The organism is Sphingobium sp. YBL2, assembly GCF_000943805.1.
Taxonomy (GTDB): Bacteria; Pseudomonadota; Alphaproteobacteria; order Sphingomonadales; family Sphingomonadaceae; genus Sphingobium; species Sphingobium fuliginis.
In genome coordinates, this window is record NZ_CP010954.1 from 3,641,635 (window position 1) to 3,660,140 (window position 18,506).

General features: G+C 63.0%; 17 protein-coding genes. 8 read left to right on the plus strand and 9 right to left on the minus strand.

Annotated features, from left to right (window positions below):
• Positions 1-81 precede the first annotated feature (81 nt).
• Positions 82-702 carry a hypothetical protein gene (locus TZ53_RS16780; RefSeq protein WP_044662022.1) on the minus strand — a complete coding sequence of 207 codons (621 nt, stop codon included), beginning with the start codon at positions 700-702 and terminating at the stop codon, positions 82-84.
• Between the two features lie 223 nt (positions 703-925).
• Here TZ53_RS16780 and eno point away from each other — a divergent pair, with 223 nt between their 5' ends.
• From eno to TZ53_RS16800, 4 genes are all read left to right on the plus strand, one after another.
• A complete protein-coding gene (gene eno / locus TZ53_RS16785; RefSeq protein ID WP_044662023.1) occupies positions 926-2,200 on the plus strand; it encodes a phosphopyruvate hydratase in 1,275 nt (424 codons plus the stop codon).
• Positions 2,201-2,277: 77 nt separating this feature from the next.
• Positions 2,278-2,589 (plus strand): FtsB family cell division protein, encoded by a 312-nt coding sequence (locus TZ53_RS16790; protein WP_025549066.1) that lies wholly within the window; start codon positions 2,278-2,280, stop codon positions 2,587-2,589.
• A 126-nt stretch (positions 2,590-2,715) separates the two neighbouring features.
• Positions 2,716-3,792 (plus strand): pyruvate dehydrogenase (acetyl-transferring) E1 component subunit alpha, encoded by a 1,077-nt coding sequence (gene pdhA / locus TZ53_RS16795; protein WP_044662024.1) that lies wholly within the window; start codon positions 2,716-2,718, stop codon positions 3,790-3,792.
• Positions 3,792-5,183 carry a pyruvate dehydrogenase complex E1 component subunit beta gene (locus tag TZ53_RS16800; RefSeq protein WP_044662025.1) on the plus strand — a complete coding sequence of 464 codons (1,392 nt, stop codon included), beginning with the start codon at positions 3,792-3,794 and terminating at the stop codon, positions 5,181-5,183. The genes pdhA and TZ53_RS16800 overlap by 1 nt, the downstream gene beginning before the upstream one ends.
• A 34-nt stretch (positions 5,184-5,217) precedes the next feature.
• Here TZ53_RS16800 and TZ53_RS16805 read toward each other — a convergent pair whose 3' ends face one another.
• From TZ53_RS16805 to TZ53_RS16815, 3 genes are read right to left on the minus strand one after another with little or no spacing between them, the layout of a single operon-like run.
• Positions 5,218-5,901: a TadE/TadG family type IV pilus assembly protein gene (locus TZ53_RS16805; RefSeq protein WP_025549070.1), complete on the minus strand. Its 684-nt coding sequence runs from the start codon at positions 5,899-5,901 to the stop codon at positions 5,218-5,220.
• Positions 5,898-6,509 carry a TadE/TadG family type IV pilus assembly protein gene (locus TZ53_RS16810; protein ID WP_044662026.1) on the minus strand — a complete coding sequence of 204 codons (612 nt, stop codon included), beginning with the start codon at positions 6,507-6,509 and terminating at the stop codon, positions 5,898-5,900. The genes TZ53_RS16805 and TZ53_RS16810 overlap by 4 nt, the downstream gene beginning before the upstream one ends.
• Positions 6,509-8,548, minus strand: coding sequence for a Tad domain-containing protein (locus TZ53_RS16815; RefSeq protein WP_044662027.1), 2,040 nt, complete (start codon positions 8,546-8,548; stop codon positions 6,509-6,511). Before TZ53_RS16815 ends, TZ53_RS16810 begins: the two co-directional genes overlap by 1 nt.
• Positions 8,549-8,695: 147 nt before the next feature.
• On the opposite strand from TZ53_RS16815, the gene TZ53_RS16820 reads away from it, so the two are divergent.
• Together TZ53_RS16820 and TZ53_RS16825 are read left to right on the plus strand one after the other, a co-directional pair.
• Complete coding sequence (locus tag TZ53_RS16820) at positions 8,696-9,337, plus strand: hypothetical protein (RefSeq protein WP_044662028.1); 642 nt, start codon at positions 8,696-8,698, stop codon at positions 9,335-9,337.
• 10 nt (positions 9,338-9,347) lie between these two features.
• Positions 9,348-9,812 (plus strand): EF-hand domain-containing protein, encoded by a 465-nt coding sequence (locus TZ53_RS16825; protein WP_025549075.1) that lies wholly within the window; start codon positions 9,348-9,350, stop codon positions 9,810-9,812.
• A gap of 4 nt (positions 9,813-9,816) precedes the next feature.
• Here TZ53_RS16825 and trmFO read toward each other — a convergent pair whose 3' ends face one another.
• Positions 9,817-11,169 carry a methylenetetrahydrofolate--tRNA-(uracil(54)-C(5))-methyltransferase (FADH(2)-oxidizing) TrmFO gene (gene trmFO / locus TZ53_RS16830; protein ID WP_170825589.1) on the minus strand — a complete coding sequence of 451 codons (1,353 nt, stop codon included), beginning with the start codon at positions 11,167-11,169 and terminating at the stop codon, positions 9,817-9,819.
• 62 nt (positions 11,170-11,231) lie between these two features.
• Between trmFO and TZ53_RS16835 the strand changes: the two genes are divergently transcribed.
• Positions 11,232-11,654, plus strand: coding sequence for a VOC family protein (locus tag TZ53_RS16835; RefSeq protein WP_044662029.1), 423 nt, complete (start codon positions 11,232-11,234; stop codon positions 11,652-11,654).
• Here the strand turns inward: TZ53_RS16835 and TZ53_RS16840 are convergent.
• On the minus strand, positions 11,606-12,925 hold the full coding sequence (locus TZ53_RS16840; protein ID WP_044662030.1) for a dicarboxylate/amino acid:cation symporter: 1,320 nt from the start codon (positions 12,923-12,925) through the stop codon (positions 11,606-11,608). The two genes, TZ53_RS16835 and TZ53_RS16840, sit on opposite strands and share 49 nt — an antisense overlap.
• Positions 12,926-13,162: 237 nt before the next feature.
• Here TZ53_RS16840 and TZ53_RS16845 point away from each other — a divergent pair, with 237 nt between their 5' ends.
• The gene (locus TZ53_RS16845; protein WP_044663112.1) at positions 13,163-14,488 is read left to right on the plus strand and encodes a M20/M25/M40 family metallo-hydrolase; all 1,326 of its coding nucleotides are present in this window, start codon (positions 13,163-13,165) and stop codon (positions 14,486-14,488) included.
• A 55-nt stretch (positions 14,489-14,543) separates the two neighbouring features.
• Here the strand turns inward: TZ53_RS16845 and leuA are convergent, their stop codons facing one another.
• The 3 genes from leuA to ilvC form a co-directional block, all read right to left on the minus strand.
• Complete coding sequence (leuA, locus tag TZ53_RS16850) at positions 14,544-16,217, minus strand: 2-isopropylmalate synthase (protein ID WP_044662031.1); 1,674 nt, start codon at positions 16,215-16,217, stop codon at positions 14,544-14,546.
• Positions 16,218-16,599: 382 nt separating this feature from the next.
• Positions 16,600-17,223: a YceI family protein gene (locus TZ53_RS16855; protein ID WP_044662032.1), complete on the minus strand. Its 624-nt coding sequence runs from the start codon at positions 17,221-17,223 to the stop codon at positions 16,600-16,602.
• A gap of 138 nt (positions 17,224-17,361) precedes the next feature.
• Positions 17,362-18,381, minus strand: a complete 1,020-nt coding sequence (gene ilvC / locus TZ53_RS16860) for a ketol-acid reductoisomerase (protein WP_044662033.1) — start codon at positions 18,379-18,381, stop codon at positions 17,362-17,364.
• Positions 18,382-18,506: the final 125 nt, after the last annotated feature.

Consider the following 18,506-nt stretch of genomic DNA (forward strand, 5'->3'; position numbering starts at 1 on the left):
CGGTCTGCAGGGGCTCTTGAGTCAAAATATCCTCCGCCCCGGCGCCGGGGCCCTGTCGTCCGTCAATGGGCAAGGACGCGATCAGGCGTCTTCGTCCGACCCCTTGGCAAGACGCATCAGCACGAAGCCGACCACCGCCGCGGCGCCGATGGCCACGGCCGGGCTCTTGCGCACGAAATCCCGCGCTTCGGTCATCAACTGGTCGACATCCTTGCTGTCCAGCGTCTTCGCGGCGCCGGCCACCGATTCGGCCGCCTGGCGCGCATAGTCGCCATATTGCGGGCCAAGCTTCGCATCGACGGTGCCCGCCGTGTCGGAAATCAGCTTCGCCAGGCTCTGCATGGCCGATCCGGTCTTGTCCTTGGCGACGCCCGCGGCGGATTTTGCGGTCTTGGACGCCTGGTCCTTGAGCGGGTCGATATGCGCTTTCCAATCCACGGCGTTCAGCTTGTCGGCGGCGGCCTTCGCAGCCTTTTCCGCTTGCGCCTTGATCGGCGCGATCTGCGCGGTCCAGCCATGGGCGGCGGCGCCGTTGCCCGGCGTCTTGGGCGCGGCAGCCTTGCGCGTGGTGGCGGTCTTGACGGGCGCGGCCTTCACCAGCGTGCCGGACAGGGCGGCCTTGGCCGGCTTGGCCTTGGGCGCCTTGGCGGGGCTGGCCTTTCTGGCGCGCTTGGCGGGCGGGGTTTCCGGGGTGTCGGCCATCGTCCTAAGTCTCCCTTTGAAATACGGTGGAATCGCTGTGCGGGCGGGCGGCTCTGCCTCTAATGCTTCGCCACCGCCCACAGTTCCGTTGCCGTTACTATTTTGAGCATCGGCATTTTTCGAGTCCTTGCAAGCCCCTGCATTGCCAAGCGGGGAGGCGGTGGCTAAGCGGGGCGCGAAAAGCGACCAGAGCCAGTCCCCAGAGCCACTCCAAGGAGCGACCATGACAGCCATTCTCGATATTCATGCCCGCCAGATTCTGGACAGCCGCGGCAATCCGACCGTCGAAGTCGACGTGATGCTGGAGGATGGCAGCTTCGGCCGCGCCGCCGTGCCTTCGGGCGCTTCGACCGGCGCCTATGAAGCGGTGGAAAAGCGGGATGGGGACGCCGCCAAATATCTGGGCAAGGGCGTGCTCGCCGCCGTCGCCGCCGTCAATGACCAGATTGCCGAGCAGATCATCGGCCTGGATGCCGAGGATCAGGCGGAGGTCGATGCTGCGATGATCGCGCTCGACGGGACGGAGAACAAGTCGAACCTGGGCGCCAACGCGATCCTGGGGGTCAGCCTGGCGGTGGCGAAGGCGGCCGCCGATGCGCGCGGCCTGCCGCTCTATCGCTATGTCGGCGGCGTCAATGCGCATGTGCTGCCGGTGCCGATGATGAACATCATCAACGGCGGCGAACATGCCGACAATCCGATCGACTTCCAGGAATTCATGATCATGCCGGTCGGCGCGGAGAGCATTGCCGACGCCGTGCGGATCGGTTCGGAAATCTTCCATACGCTGAAGAAGGGCCTGCACGAGAAGGGACTGGCCACCTCCGTTGGCGATGAAGGCGGTTTCGCGCCCAACATCGCCTCTACCCGCGATGCGCTCGACTTCATCATGCTGTCGGTGGAGAAAGCGGGCTACAAGCCGGGCGATGACGTCGTGCTGGCGCTGGACTGCGCGGCGACCGAATTCTTCAGGAACGGCAAGTATGAGATTTCGGGCGAAGGCCTGTCGCTCAGCCCGGTCGAAATGGCCGATTATCTCGCGGCCCTTTGCGCCGACTATCCGATCAAGTCGATCGAGGACGGCATGAGCGAGGATGATTTCGAGGGCTGGAAGGCGCTGACCGACAAGATCGGGGGCAAGGTCCAGCTGGTGGGCGACGACCTTTTCGTGACCAATCCCAGGCGTCTGGAAATGGGCATCGGCAAGGGCCTCGCCAATTCGCTGTTGGTCAAGGTGAACCAGATCGGTTCGCTCACCGAAACGCTGGCGGCCGTCGACATGGCCCATCGGGCGCGCTACACCGCCGTCATGTCGCACCGTTCCGGCGAGACCGAGGACGCGACGATCGCCGATCTGGCCGTCGCCACCAATTGCGGCCAGATCAAGACCGGTTCGCTCGCCCGTTCGGACCGGCTCGCCAAGTATAACCAGCTCATCCGGATCGAAGAAGAACTGGGCGACGTCGCGCTTTACGCCGGGCGTTCGATTTTCCGCTAAATCAAATTTTCGACATCCGGTCGCAAGCGCAGTAAATTTTGCTTGCGGCCGGCCCGTCCCTGTGATTCAACTGGTCCATGGCGCATATCGCGAAACTCCGCATGTTGCTTTTTTCGGCCTTCGGTCCGGCGATTGCGGTGCTTCTTCTTCTCTTCTTCGCAGGCTATGTGGTGCTGGGCTCCAACGGGGTTCTGGCATGGGGCGATTACAAGCGGCAGCTCCATCATGCCCAGTCTGAACTGAAGCAGGTTCAGGCCAGCCGGCAGGAGTTGAAGAACCGGGTGGACCTGCTCGATCCCCGGCGCGTCGATCCCGATCTTTCCGATGAACTGATCCGGCGGGAGCTGGGCGTCGTCCATCATGATGAAGTGATCGTCCCGCTGAACTGACCTTTCCCGATGGCTGGCCGATCGCTTTTGCCGCGTTCCTGTGCCCCATGCCGCGTTGCATTTGGGGGCGGACTGCCGCTATACCGGCCTTCCTTCCATCCTCACCCACGCAAAAGGATAAGAGCCTTGGCGAAACCAACGACGCCGCGTCCTTCACGCGCAAAGGCAAAGGCGGCTGCACCCGCCGCCGGCGCGGACCATAACCGGCCTCGCCCCGACACTCCCAAAGATTATAAGGCCACCAAGGAAGAGCTGCTGGAATTCTACCGGCAGATGGTCCTGATCCGCCGTTTCGAGGAAAAGGCCGGCCAGCTTTACGGCCTGGGCCTGATCGGCGGCTTCTGCCACCTCTATATCGGGCAGGAAGCGGTCGCCGTCGGCATCCAGTCGGCGCTCCAGCCCGGCAAGGACAGCGTCATCACCGGCTATCGCGACCATGGCCACATGCTGGCCTATGGCATCGATCCCAACGTCATCATGGCTGAACTGACCGGCCGCGAAGCGGGCATTTCGCGCGGCAAGGGCGGTTCGATGCACATGTTCAGCGTCGAGCATAAATTCTACGGCGGCCACGGCATCGTCGGCGCCCAGGTGTCGCTTGGCGCCGGTCTCGGCTTCGCGCACAAGTATAATAATGACGGCGGCGTCTGCGTCGCCTATTTCGGAGACGGCGCCGCCAATCAGGGCCAGGTCTACGAAAGCTTCAACATGGCCGAGCTGTGGAAGCTGCCGATCATCTTCGTGATCGAGAACAACCAATATGCCATGGGCACCAGCGTCAACCGCTCCTCCGCGGAAGACCAGCTTTACCGGCGCGGCGAAAGCTTCCGCATTCCCGGCATCCAGGTGAACGGCATGGACGTGCTGGCGGTGCGCGGCGCGACGGAAGAGGCGCTGAAATGGGTGCAGGCGGGCAACGGTCCGATCCTGCTGGAAATGAAGACCTATCGCTATCGCGGCCATTCCATGTCCGATCCGGCCAAATACCGGTCGCGCGAGGAAGTGCAGTCGATGCGCGAAAAGTCCGACCCGATCGAAGGCGTCAAGAAATATCTGGCCGACCTGGGCGTCTTGGAGGACGAACTCAAGAAGATCGACCAGGACATCCGCAAGATCGTCAGCGACGCGGCGGATTTCGCTGAAACCTCTCCCGAACCGGAACTGCACGACCTTTATACCGACGTGCTGGTGGAGCAATATTAATGGGTATCGAAATCAAGATGCCGGCGCTTTCCCCGACGATGGAGGAAGGCACGTTGGCGAAGTGGCTGGTGAAGGAAGGGGACGAGGTCCGCTCGGGCGACATATTGGCCGAGATCGAGACCGACAAGGCGACGATGGAATTCGAAGCCGTCGATGAAGGCAAGATCGGCCAGATCATGGTGGCCGAGGGGACTGAAGGCGTGAAGGTCGGCACCGTCATCGCAACGATGGCGGCAGATGGGGCAGGCGAGGGTGGCGAGACCGCACAGGCCCCGAAGGCCGCCGAAAGTGCGCCTCCCGCCGCGCCCGAAGCCGCTCCGGCACCCAGGAAGGCCGAAAGCGGCACGTCGAAGCTTGCGACCGAGGCGAAGGCGACCGTCAAGGACCCGGCGCTGCCCGAGGGTACCGAATATATCAAGACCACCGTTCGCGAAGCGCTGCGCGACGCCATGGCCGAGGAAATGCGGCGGGACGAGCGCGTCTTCGTCATGGGTGAAGAGGTGGCCGAATATCAGGGCGCCTATAAGGTCACACAGGGCCTGCTGGAGGAATTCGGCGACAGGCGCGTCATCGATACGCCGATCACCGAATATGGCTTTGCCGGCATCGGCGCGGGCGCGGCGATGGGCGGATTGAAGCCGATCGTCGAGTTCATGACCTTCAACTTCGCGATGCAGGCGATCGACCATATCATCAATTCGGCCGCCAAGACCAATTACATGTCCGGCGGCCAGATGCGCTGTCCGATCGTGTTCCGCGGTCCCAATGGCGCGGCCAGCCGCGTCGCCGCGCAGCATAGCCAGAATTACGGTCCCTGGTATGCGTCGGTTCCCGGGCTCATCGTCATCGCGCCCTATGACTCGGCCGACGCCAAGGGCCTGCTCAAGGCGGCGATCCGTTCGGACGATCCGGTCGTGTTCCTTGAGAACGAACTGGTCTATGGCCGCAGCTTCGACGTGCCCAAGGTGGACGATTATGTCCTCCCCATCGGCAAGGCGCGCATCGTCCGCGAAGGCAAGGATGTGACGCTGGTCAGCTACTCCATCGGCGTTGGCGTGGCGCTGGAAGCGGCGGAGGCTTTGGCCGGCGAAGGCATCGATGCGGAGGTCATCGACCTGCGCACGCTACGCCCGCTCGATACCGCGACTGTGCTGGAGAGTCTGAAGAAGACCAATCGCCTGGTGGTGGTGGAAGAGGGCTGGCCGGTCTGCTCGATCGCGTCTGAGATCGCGGCGGTGGTGATGGAACAGGGTTTCGACGACCTCGACGCCCCTGTGCTGCGCGTGACCAATGAGGATGTGCCGCTGCCCTATGCGGCGAATCTGGAAAAGGCGGCGCTTATCGATGCGGCGCGGGTTGTCGCTGCGGCGAAGAAGGTTTGTTATCGGTGAACTGCGGATGGGGAGCGGCACGTGCGGCTCCCCATCAACTACAGGTCGATGCCGTCACATTTTCCGGGTTGTAGATGCCTACGCCGCCTGTTGGTCCTGCATATTCGCGATTGTCCCGGACATACATCCCTGCGGTCTCAACCATGCTCGACAAGTTGAGCCAGCGCGATCCGATCAGCGGCTGATATCTATACGCCACCTCGGCAAGGATGACAGCGCCCCCCTCTGGAGCCTTGAGGGTTTGGCCATTGACCGAAATGCCTGTCAGGTTGGTGTCACCCTGCTTGCCGAAGCCGGAAGAGTAGGTCAGGCCGCCTCGGCATCGCTGCCAACGGATGCGGTAGCGATCGGTTGTGTTGGGATTGGCCACTGGTTCAAGGCTGGTGAGGACGACCTTGCCGTTGGAAAACAGGCCCAGGGCGGAACCCTGAAGGTCGGCACCCGTCATCAGATCATTTATTTGTGCTTCCGTTATCTGTTTGGTTGATAACAGGTCGCCTGTCCCAATACGCGACCCGTCATCGGCAAGCCGCAATGCCAACTGGCTGACGCGCATTTTGGTGACTGTATAGTTGGCCAGCTCGGCAGCCGTAAGAGTAGCCACCAGGACGAATGGCAGACATAGGGCGAATTCGACCACCGCGATGCCGTTCTGCGCGCGGCTTAGACCACAAATCCAGTTCGAACAGCGTGCAAAAATATTGCTGTTCCTCCTCATGGGCAATTCCTCACGACGGAAACAGGTTCGCCGGGTTTCTGGCCATAGGGCTGGTTGGTCAGCACGGTCTTTGCCGAGAGATGGACCTTGCCGGGTAGGCCGATCATCTTGTCCAGAGGGAAGAAGCGGGGATATTGGACGTCCACGATCATGACCACGGCTGCCTGGGTGCCGCCCTGACCTTCGCTGCCCCCGTCCGCATCCCGAACGCCATTGGCATTATTGTCCTGAAACGGTTCGCCATCATCGCATTTGCCGTTGCCGTTATTGTCATTATAAGGCTCTGCGACTGCCTGGGCCGCCTTCGTATAGGAATAGAAGTTGCGACGGCTGATTCTCACTTCGGCATTGGCCGCCAGCCGCTTCACCTGATCTTCGATCTTCTGGTTGATGGCCAACTGCGTCGCCTCTTCCTGACCGCTTTCCAGCGTTGAATCCCGCGCCGCCTTCTGCACCACGCCCTGAAGCACGCCCTGCATGTACAGCGTATGCGCCAGGTCCAGCGCGCCAAGCATCAGCAGCAGGAACACGGGCGCGATCAGCCCGAATTCCGTGATGGCGGTACCCCGCTGGTCGCTGGATCGACGGATAAGCGCTGCCACTGACATCAGCTTGTCAGCCTGAGTTGGGAAATCTGATTGGCGATATTGCGGAAAGTCTGTTGCAGGGCGGCCGAACTTTGGGCTGAGAAGAAGCGATCCTTACTGGCGCAATTCGTCAATATATTTTCTATGGTGGTATTCTTCGTGCCGAACCATACCACCCACAGCGTTGTGTTGGGCATGTTTTTGATTGCAGCGCATGTTGCCGCCGTCCGGGCGTAAACCTGCTCTGTCAATGTCGCGCTGGTGGAGGTGCCATCCGTCGGGACCGTATTTGGATCTGTCTGACGGCGATCATACCAAGCCATGCCGTAGGCCTGATAATTATCTACATCGGTATCGGCTTGACCATCGGTCATGAAAATGACGTGCCGTTGAATTTCTCCGCCACGCGCTGTCGTTGCATTTTCCGATGCGAACAGGCCTGTGGGAGAAATTAGGCGCGCGCCCCAGATCAGGCCAATATCGTGATAGGTGCTGCCGCTCGGCGTCAAAGTGTCGACATAGGCATCGAAATCCGATGCAGAGGCCCACTGACGCAGTTTCGTGGCTGCCACCGGGCATTCAGTGCTGTTATTGGGAGAAAAAGCGCTGAATGTGGTGATGTCGTTGGTGCTTCTGGTGTTGTCAGAATAGGTCGTGCCGCGGCGGTATATAGTTTGACCCAGAGCAGGCGCCCATTGCGTTTCTGGGGCCGTCGTGGGTGGCGCATTCACGTCTAAGTCGAATGCGCCCTCGGGAAGGGGAGTATAGCTTGTCGCGCGCACCGTTTGCCGTTCTTCGATGCAACCGTTCCACGTAATTGTCCTGTCGTTATAATAGGATGAATTCGTTTGATTGGTCGTCCCGCCGCCGATGGGCAAGGTGACTGTTCCGGCGGCGGTCCATCCATTACCACTTTTCAGTCCGCGCAAATCGAAAGATACTAAGCCGTAATGCCAGGCATTGAACGCGACTGTGTCTGAAGCGGCGGTGTCGGACCACTGATAGGTATAGGTGCGCGTGTAGGATCGCGATCTTATCTGGTAGGTACATCTCTTGTTGTTGGACGTCCAACTGACAAACTGGCGCTGAGTGTCCTGCCACGCCTGCGTGGCCTGCCAGTTGCCATGTCCCTGCACGCCGCCATTACTCTCGTTGATGCCGTTGCTGAGCGCGCCGGTGGCGCCCGAGGATTCCGTTGGATCGACATAAGTTGATTTGCAGAGCGCATCGCTAGCGGTGGTCGCGGTCTTCTGGGTCCAGCCGATCAACGGCCAGTCTGTTTTACTACTGTCGACGTAGGATACAGGCCGACCATATACGACGACCCGTTCACGTGACTGATAAGACGAAAAATCTCTGAACCATTCGGACGGAAGTAGCCTGCCGACATTCACGTTGGTCGCATAAGGGACGAAGCCGAAACGGATCTGTGTCTCCGAACTGGTGCCGCCAGAGGGAGCGCCGCCATCACATGTTGCGACGCTATCCAGCCTAGCCACGATTTCGAAGAAGCATCTGACAGCACGTCGCAGCCCCACGATCTTCGTTTCAGTATCTCCAGAAATCGCACTCCCCATTGAACCTGTGGTGTCCAACACGAACATCACATCGGTATTCGGCAGGCGCATTTCAGCGTCGCAAGCGACCTCGATTGTTTTGGAATTAATGCCGAAAATCCGCATGATCGCCATCGGCAGCGGCACAGACGCCGTGCCGGTAACCTTTCCCGCGGACTCGCTGAACGATCGCATCACCGTTCCGCTGCCATAGGAGCCTGGCCGGAAATTGGCGTCGAACATCCCGTTTGCGGCATTCAGCGCCTGGTTATTGTTGGCGGCCCATGCTCCGCCGCCCATGGTTTTGCGGCCGGCAAGTGCGCCGGCGTCGCAGGCTTGCTGCAGCCTCGACTTCGTCAGATAGATGCGGCTCATGTCGACACCGCCGCCAATCAATCCCATAAGCGGAAGGACAGCAGCCGCTACCATGGCCAGGGTATTCCCCGCCTGATTGTGATAAAGCCGCATCAGAATGAACAGCGCGCGCTTGATCCGGTCGCTCATAATCCGCTCTGCCTTTACTTGCCCCGCACCCCCAATTCAGGCAGGGCAGCCCCATGCCCATCCAGGGGCAGTTGCCAGGATCACTATGCCGGTTGGGGTTAAAAAGCTGATAATTTCGGCCAAATCCATTTCCATCGATATAGGCGGATGGATATTGTGAGCGAGGATCTCGCCCCATTGCCGTCGCTGCTCAGCGCCTATGCTGGCCCTGATGCGCCGCGTCATCGGTTGATCTGGGCGCTCGATGCCCGATTCTCGCGGCTCGTGGCGACGACGAGCGAGCCGATCATCGGGCAGATGCGAATGGCCTGGTGGAACGACGCCCTGACCGATGAAAGCGGCGTAAAGGGGCGCGGCGAGCCGTTGATCGATGCGATGCGGAAGCTGGACGCGCTGCCGCCGTGCGGCCTGTCGCAATGGCTTGACGGCTGGGAGGCGCTGATCGGGGAGGTCGATCTTTCCGGCTATGCGGAGGGACGAGGCGGTGGCCTGTTTCGGGCGCTGGCGGGGCGGGAGGATATTCCATCCTGGCTCGACCGCGCGGGGGCGGCCTGGGCGTTGTGGGATTTGTCCGGACATGGTGCGGACCGGGAAGTCGCGGGCAGGGCAATAGAGCTGGCGCGAGGATATATAACCGGCGGCAGGCTGGCTTGGCCAAAGCAATGGCGCCCGTTGCGGATCGCCTATCAGCTCGCGCGCCGCGACATAGAGGAAGGCCGATGTGCGCCGGCGGGATTGACCGCTGCGCTATATTGGCGATTGGTGCGCATCGCATTGTTGGGGCGATAAGGGGGATAGTGTGGAACGAGTTCTGGGGGGCGCGATGGCCGCATTGCTGCTGGCGGCGGGCGGGCTGTTCTGGTGGCAGGGGCGGGCGAACAATGAACCCGTGCCCCAGCCCCTGATCGGATCGCCCCCGCCGCCTGCCGTCGACGCCTTGCCGGAAGGCGATCCGGACGCTTCGGGCGATGCGCCGCCCATGCCTGGCGAAGCGTCGCCGCAAAGCCGCGAGCAGAAGCGCTTTGGCCGCTACGACCGCAATCGCGACGGCTTCATCACGCGGGTCGAGATGATGGGCAGCCGCGTCAAGGCGTTCAAGGCGCTCGACCGCGACAATGACAATCTCCTCTCCTTCGAGGAGTGGGCGGTGACGACGTCGGATCGCTTTGCCAAGGCGGACGGCAATGGCGACGGCAGGCTGACCCCAGCGGAATTCGCGACGACCGCGCCGAAACGCGCGGCCGCCGCCAAATGCAGATGCTGAAACGTCAGGCTGGCTGAAGTTCGCCCAGCCAGGCGCCCAGCGCGGCGCGGGCGCGGGATGTCATGGCTTCCTTGCGCTGCTTCTTCTTCACGTCGTCGAGCGGGGGGAAGAGGCCGAAATTGACGTTCATCGGCTGGTAATCCGCCGTCTCGACATTGCCGGTCACATGGCCCAGCAGCGCGCCGAGCGCGGTTTCCGGCGGCAGCGGCGCGAGCGGCCGGCCCAATATCTCCGCTGCGGCAAAGCGCCCGGCGAGCAGGCCTATGGCCGCGCTCTCGACATAGCCCTCGCAGCCCGTGACCTGTCCGGCAAAGCGGATATGCGGGGCGCTTTTCAGGCGCAAGGTGCCGTCCAGCAGCTTGGGGCTCTGGATGAAGGTGTTGCGGTGAAGCCCGCCCAGCCGGGCGAATTCCGCCTTTTCCAGACCGGGGATGGTGCGGAACAGTTCGACCTGCGCGCCATGCTTCAGCTTGGTCTGGAAGCCGACCATGTTCCACAGCGTGCCCGACGCATTGTCCTGCCGCAGTTGCACCACCGCATAGGGCCAGCGGCCGGTGCGCGGATCGTCCAGTCCCATCGGCTTCATCGGTCCGTGGCGCAATGTTTCCGGGCCACGCGACGCCATGACTTCGATGGGCATGCAGCCCTCGAAATAGGGGGTGTCCTTTTCCCATTCCTTGAAGTCGCTCTTCTCGCCGTCAAGCAGGCCCTGGACGAAGGCCTGATACTGCTCCCTGTTCATGGGGCAGTTGATATAGTCCTTCCCCTCGCCGCCGCCGGGGCCGATCTTGTCCCAGCGATTGGCCATCCAGCATTTGTCCATGTCGATGCTGTCGAAATGCACGACCGGCGCGATGGCGTCGAAAAAGGCGAGATGGTCGATGCCCGCCGCTTGCCCGATGCTGGCGGCCAGAGCGGGGGCGGTCAGCGGGCCGGTGGCGACGATGGTCATGCCCTCTGTCGGCAGGGCGTCGATGCGTTCGCGCACGATCTCCACATTGGGATGCCCGGCCAGTGCCCGGGTGACGCCTTCGGAAAAGATGTGGCGGTCGACCGCGAGCGCTGACCCGGCGGGAACCTTGGCCGGTTCCGCCTGCGCCATGATGAGGGAGCCCAGCCGCCGCATCTCCTGATGCAGCAGCCCCACGGCATTCTTGTCCGCATCGTCGGAGCGGAAGCTGTTGGAGCAGACCAGTTCGGCAAGGCCATCGGTCTGATGCGCGGGCGTCATGTCGCCGCTCCCGCGCATTTCCGACAGGCGGACCTTCACGCCGGCCTGCGCCAATTGCCATGCCGCTTCCGTGCCTGCCATACCGCCGCCGATGATGTGAACCTGATGCTTCGCCACTTTGCCCATTCTTCAATTCATGCGTTGTGGTGGGGCGTTTAGGTCAAAAGCGAGAAAAAGGAGAGCGCAAAATGATCGACCATATCGGCTTTGCGGTCAGTGACGCCGGACGATCGCGCGATTTCTACGATGAACTGCTGGGCGCGATCGGCCTCAGGCGGTTGCGGACGGTCGCTGCGGCGGAAAATGGCAGCGGCGGGGATGCCCATGGCTATGGCCGGGATGAGGACGCCTTCTTCTGGTTCGGTGACAATGAAGCGGTGGGTGAGGGGACGCATGTCGCCTTCCGGGTCGAGAACCGGGCGATGGTCCACGCCTTTCACGCGGCGGGGCTGCGCGCCGGGGGCAAGGATAATGGCGCGCCCGGCCTGCGGCCCCGCTATGGCGCGAGCTATTACGCCGCCTTCATCCTCGACCCCGACGGCATCAATGTGGAGGCGGTATGCTATGCGATGGAGGAGCCGAGCGCTTCGGTGGACGGGGACGCGCCATAATAGGCGCTCTCGTCCAAAATCCCCTCCCGCTTGGCGACGATGGTGGCGACCAGCACCTGCCCCGCGACATTGACGGCGGTGCGGCCCATGTCGAGGATCGGATCGATGGCGAGCAGCAGCCCGGCGCCCTCCAGCGGCAGTCCGAGCGTGGAAAGCGTCAGCGTCAGCATCACGATCGCGCCGGTCAGGCCCGCCGTCGCCGCCGATCCGACGACGGAAACGAAGACGATCAGCGCATAATCCGCCGCATGAAGGGGAATGCCGTAGAAGCCGGCGACGAAGATCGCCGCCAGCGCCGGATAGATGGAGGCGCAGCCGTCCATCTTGGTGGTCGACGCCAGCGGAATGGCGAAGGCGGCATAGCCCCTTTCCACGCCCATGCGCTCCGTCACGGCTTCGGTGACGGGCAGCGTGCCGACCGAGGATCGCGAAACGAAACCGAGCTGGATCGCCGGCCACGCCTTGGCGAAGAAGGGCAGCGGCCTGAGCCCGTTTGCCGCCAGCAGCAGCGGATAGACGACCAGCAGCACCAGCGCGAGGCCCAGATAGACGGCTCCGGCAAACCCGCCGAGCTGGGCGAGCGCGCTCCAGCCATAGGTGGCGATGGCGCTGCCGATCAGGGCGGCGGAACCGATGGGCGTCAGCCGGATGATCCAGCCCAGGATGGCGCGGACCACCGCCAGTAGGGAGCGGACGAAGGCCAGGAAAGGCTCTGCCTTCTCTCCGACCTTCAAGGTGGCGAGGCCGACGGCGATGGAGATCACCAGCAATTGCAGGATGTTGAAGGAAAGCGTGGTGGTCGCGCCGCCATCGTTCAGCTTGGTGCTGGCGGACAGGGCGAAGCTGTTGCCGGGAACCAGCCCCTTCAGGAAATCGAGCCAGCCACCGACGGAGTCCGTCTTGCCGATCGCCAGCGCCTGCCCGTGCAGGCCAGAGCCCGGCTGGACGACCAGGCCGATGGCAAGGCCGATGACGACCGCGATCAGCGCCGTGATCGCGAACCAGAGCAGGGTCTGCCCCGCCAGTCGCGCCGCATTGTCGAGCGCGCGCAGATTGGCGATGGAGGCGACGATGGCCGCGAACACCAGCGGCGGCACCACGGCCTTCAGCAGGGAAACGAAGATCGACCCCGTCGTCTTGAGCGCGGTCGCCAGCCAGTTGAGGTCGCCGCCCGGCGCGGTCCCCATGGCTCGCGCCGCCAGACCGAGCAACAGGCCGACCGCCATGCCGACCAGAACCTGAAATCCGAAACTGCGATAGTTGATGGCCATGGGTGCATTCCTTCGGGCGACCGGCGCGCGATATGGTGAGCGATGCCGTCAAATGCGCGCAAGCAATTCTTTATGGGGGTGAACGCGGATAAGGACGCCCTCTTTCCGCGACTGGGACAGCAAACGGATTGGCTGTCGCAATCCACTATGCCACAGAATGGTCCTTGGTCCAGCAGGAGATGCGATTTGAGGAAATGGCGGGCGGTTCTTGCGGTCCTGACCGCTCCGGTGCTGTTCCTGCCGCACCCCGCGCAGGCCGCCGGCGACCCGGCATTGGCCAAGGACATTCTCGTCAGATCCATTGCGTTCCGCACGGTGGAGGGAGAGGGGCAGGTGCCCCGCCTCGCCGCCTATTATGCCTCGCTGCTGCAGCAGGCGGGATTTGCGGCGGGGGATGTGGAGATCACGCCGATGGGTGAGACGGCGAGCCTGGCCGCGACCATTCGCGGCAGCGATCCGCAGCTCAGGCCGCTGCTCCTGATCGGCCATATGGATGTGGTGGCCGCCAATCCGGCGGACTGGGCGCGCGATCCATTCCTGCCGGTCGAGGAGGATGGCTATATTTTCGGGCGGGGCGCGGAGGACAATAAATATGATGTCGCCATGATGGTGGCGACGTTGATGGGCCTGAAGAAGGAAGGCTGGCGACCGCGGCGGACCGTCACCCTGCTGCTGTCGGGCGACGAGGAAACCCATATGCGGACGAGCAGGGCGCTGGCGGAGAAATATAAGGACGCCGAACTGCTGCTGAACGGAGATGGCGGCGGCGGGCTGCTGGACGAGGGCGGACGGGCGGTGCTCTATCAATTGCAGGCTGGCGAGAAAAGCTATGCGGATTTCGAGATCGCCTTCACCGATGCGGGCGGCCACAGCAGCGCGCCGACGCCTGGCAACCCGATCTATCGGCTGGCGCGGGCGATCGACCGCATCGCGGCCTATCGCTTCGCGCCGATGCGCAATGAACTGACCAGGGCATCGCTGGCCCTTTCGGCGGAGCGGATCGGCGGGGCCGTGGGTGAGGCGATGCGGCGCTATGCCGAGACGGGGGACCGGAAGGCGGCTGACCTGCTGTCGGACTATCCCGAATTTGTGGGGCAGGTGCGGACGACCTGCGTCGCCACCATGGCGCAGGCGGGCCACGCGCTCAACGCGCTGCCGCAAAGCGCGAAGGTCGACGTCAACTGCCGCATCTTTCCCGGCATTGCGGTGGATGCCGTGAAGGCGGAACTGGCGCAGGCCATTGACGATCCGGACGCCAGGATCACCACGCTGGACGACCCGCAGGCGAGCGATGCGTCACCGCTCCGCGAGGATGTGGTGAAAGCGGTCAAGGCAGCGGTTTCGGCTCGCTATCCGGATATTCCCGTCATACCTTCCATGTCGGCGGGGGCGACGGACAGCCTCTATTTCCGGGCGCTGGGGGTCCCGAGCTATGGCGTTTCCAGCCTGTTCCAGCGCGGCGAGGACGGCTTTGCCCATGGGCTGAACGAACGCGTGCCGGTGGCGGGGATACCGCAAGCGCTCGACCAGTGGGAGCGGATGGTGAAGGCCCTGGCGGGGTAGATCGCCTTCCCCATGGGCTCCCGCCTTTGCAGGAGCCCATTGCAGGTCGGTCGTTTCAGCGCTGCGTGGCGACGCTGTTGGCCGCAGACAGCACCGCCTGAACCGAGGCCGTGGCGACATCCGTATCCGTGCCGATCCCGAAGATGGTCCGGCCATCGGGTGTGCGGCATTCGACATAGGCGGCCGCCGCGACATCCGTACCCGCGCCGATCGCATGCTCGCTATAGTCGGCGACCTCCAGATCGACCCCCAGTTCATCGCGCAGCGCCGCGAGAACCGAGGAGATCAGGCCGTTGCCGCGTCCGGAAATGCTCCGTTCGCCACCCTTGTGCGTGATCTTGCCGGTGAAGATGCGGTCGCCCGCCGCGCCGCTCTCATGATAGTCGATCAGGCTGTAGGGCTGTTCGCCCGTCAGGCGATAATGGGTTTCGAAGGCGGTCCAGATGTCGGCGGCGTTCAGTTCGCGGCTGCTTTCGTCGGCCAGCGCCTGCACGACCTTCGAAAAATCGGCCTGCATGCGCTTGGGCAGCTTCAGCCCCTTGTCCTGTTGCAGCACCCAGGCGACGCCGCCCTTGCCGGACTGGCTGTTCACCCGGATCACCGCTTCGTAATCGCGGCCCAGATCCTTGGGGTCGATCGGCAGATAGGGCACGTCCCAGATCTGGTCGTTGCGCGCTTCCTGCGCGGCGAAGCCCTTCTTGATGGCGTCCTGATGGCTGCCGGAAAAGGCGGTGAACACCAGTTCGCCGGCATAGGGATGGCGCGGGTGGACGGGCAACTGGTTGCAATATTCGACGGTCTGGATGACTTCATCGATGTCGCTGAAATCCAGGCCGGGGTTGATGCCCTGCGTGTACATGTTGAGCGCCACGGTCACCAGATCGCAATTGCCGGTGCGCTCGCCATTGCCGAACAGGCAGCCTTCGACGCGATCCGCGCCCGCCATCAGGCCCAGTTCCGCCGCCGCCACGCCGGTGCCGCGATCATTATGGGTGTGCAGCGAGATGACGACGCTGTCGCGCTTGCTGATGTTGCGGCAGATCCATTCGATCTGGTCGGCATAGATATTGGGCGTCGCCGCCTCTACCGTGGCGGGCAGGTTCAGGATCAGCGGACGCTCCGGCGTGGGCTGGAGGATTTCCATCACCGCTTCGCAGCATTCCAGGCTGAAATCCAGCTCGGCAGTGGAAAAGGTTTCCGGCGAATATTCGAAATGCCAGTCGGTGTCGGGCTGCTTCGCCGCATTGTCGCGCAGCAGCCTCGCGGCGGTGATCGCGATGTCCCTGATCTGCGGCTGGTCCATCTGGAACACGATGTTGCGCCAGGCGGGGGATACGGCGTTATAGACGTGGACGATGGCCTTCTTCGCGCCGCGCAGGGATTCGAAGGTGGTGGCGATCAGGTCTTCGCGCGCTTGCGTGAGCACCTGAGGGAACACATCGTCGGGGATCGCGCCGTCGCGCACCAGGCCGGAGATGAAGTCGAACTCGGTCGCGCCAGCACTTGGGAACCCGACCTCGATCTCCTTGACGCCGACCTTCACCAGCAGGTCGAAGAAGCGGCGCTTCTTTTCCGCATTCATCGGGTCGATCAGCGACTGGTTGCCGTCGCGCATGTCGGTCGACAGCCAGCGCGGCGGGGCGGTGATGACGTTCGACGGCCACTGGCGGTTCGGCAGGTCGACCTGAGGGAAGGGGCGGTATTTCAGCGAGGGATCGGTCAGCATCATGACGAAAATGGCTTCTCTGCATACGGGCGAGCCTGTCCAAAGGATTGCGGCCTGCCCGGTGGTACGACTATCTGCTTGATTATGCCCTTAGGCGGATTGCCGCGTCATTCAAGCGAAGAGCAGCACAAAAACCACGCCTAAGGGCGTGTAAGTCGTAGCAGGGGAAGAAGCGCGCGCTGCATGATGGGAGCGCCATAGCCCGAATCGACCGGCAAGCGCAAGGGGGAGGACACAGGCCCTCGCTCCTCCCGATTGCGGAAGGAGTGGGGAGGGGCGCGGCGTCACCGGCGCGCCGACCGGTTAGCGAAGAAGCTCGCTTCGCTCGCGCCCTTCCCAACCCCCTCCCGCGGGCGGGAGGGGGATTGTCGTTCGTGCCCGTGGCTTATTTCTGGAAAGCGACGACGATCTTCAGTTCCACGGCGTCACCGACCATCGGCACGCCATAGCCCATGCCGAAATCGCTGCGCTTGATCGTGGTCGTGGCGACGAAGCCGGCATTTTCCTTGCCGCCCATCATCGCCGGCGCCTTGCCCGCGCCGTAGAATTCGGTGTCGAGCGTCACCGGCTTGGTAATGCCCTTGATGGTCAGGTTGCCGGTGATTTCCGCCTCGTTGCCCTGCGCTTTCACGCCCGTCGACACGAAGGTCGCCTTGGGGAATTTGGCGGAGTCGAAGAATTCCGGCTTCATCAGATGTTCGTCGAGCTTGGCGATGCCGGTCTTGAGGTTCGTCACCGGAACCTCGACCGAAACCTTGGCGGCCGAGGGGTTTTTCGGATCGAGCGTCAGCGTGCCGGTCGATTCGGAAATGACGCCCAGATTGTTGGTGAAGCCCATATGGTCGTAGGCGAAGAGGATCTGGGTGTGGCCGGGATCGATCGTATAGGTGCCGCCGGTCACGCGCGTGGCGTCCTTCGCGCCGGGGGCGGGCGGCATCTGCTGGGCGATGACGGCGCTGCCGCCAGCAAGGGCGACAAGGGCGGCGGCAGGGATCAGATATTTGCGCATGAAGGATAATCTCCGAAAGCGATCAAGGGACGCCGCTACGATAAGCGACGTCCCTTGATTGTTCCAGAGCCGTAACCGGAAACAAAGGGTTACCGGATCGGCTACCTACCACCCCGTTGCCGGATGGCGGGCAGGCGCTCAGTTCTTGTCCTTGTCGACCAGCTTGTTGGCGCCGATCCAGGGCATCATGGCGCGCAGCTTCGCGCCGGTTTCCTCGATCGGGTGACGCTGCGAAGCGATGCGGCTTGCCTTGAGTTCCGGCTGGCCGGCGCGGTTGTCGAGCACGAAATCCTTGACGAAGCGGCCCGACTGGATGTCGGCCAGGACGCGCTTCATTTCCTTCTTCGTCTCTTCGGTGATGATGCGCGGGCCGGTCTTGATGTCGCCATATTCGGCGGTGTTCGAGATCGAATAGCGCATGGTGGCGATGCCGCCTTCATACATCAGGTCGACGATCAGCTTCAGTTCGTGGAGGCATTCGAAATAGGCCATTTCCGGGGAATAGCCCGCCTCGACCAGCGTTTCGAAACCGGCCTGGACCAGCGCGGTGGTGCCGCCGCACAGCACGGCCTGCTCACCGAACAGATCGGTTTCGCATTCCTCGCGGAAGTTGGTTTCGATGATGCCGGAGCGGCCGCCGCCGACGCCCGAAGCGTAGGAGAGGGCGATGTCATGGGCATTGCCGGTCGCGTCCTGATGAACGGCGATCAGGCAAGGCACGCCGCCGCCGCGCAGATATTCGCCGCGGACGGTGTGGCCCGGGCCCTTGGGCGCGATCATGATGACGTCGACGTCCTTGCGCGGCTCGATCAGCCCGAAATGCACGTTGAGGCCGTGCGCGAAGGCCAGTGCCGCGCCGGGGCGCAGATTGGCGTGGATGTCGGCGGCATAGACGGCGGCCTGATGCTCGTCGGGCGCCAGGATCATGAGCACGTCGGCCCAGGCGGCCGCTTCGGCGTTGGGCAGCACCTTGAAACCCGCGCCTTCGGCCTTCTTGGCGCTGGGCGAACCGGGGCGCAGCGCGATGGCGATTTCGGCAACGCCGGAATCGCGCAGATTCTGCGCATGGGCGTGGCCCTGGCTGCCATAGCCCAGAATGGCGACCTTCTTGCCCTTGATCAGGCCGATGTCAGCGTCGCGATCGTAATAAACCTTCATTTGACGTTCCTTCTTTCCGTTCGGGTGGCGCCTTGCGGAGCCGAGATTTGCGGTGAGGGGGACCACCTGCGCGGCGAGGGGACCGCCCTCACCCTCCCATCGCTTTGCGGCGTCGAAAAGAGGCA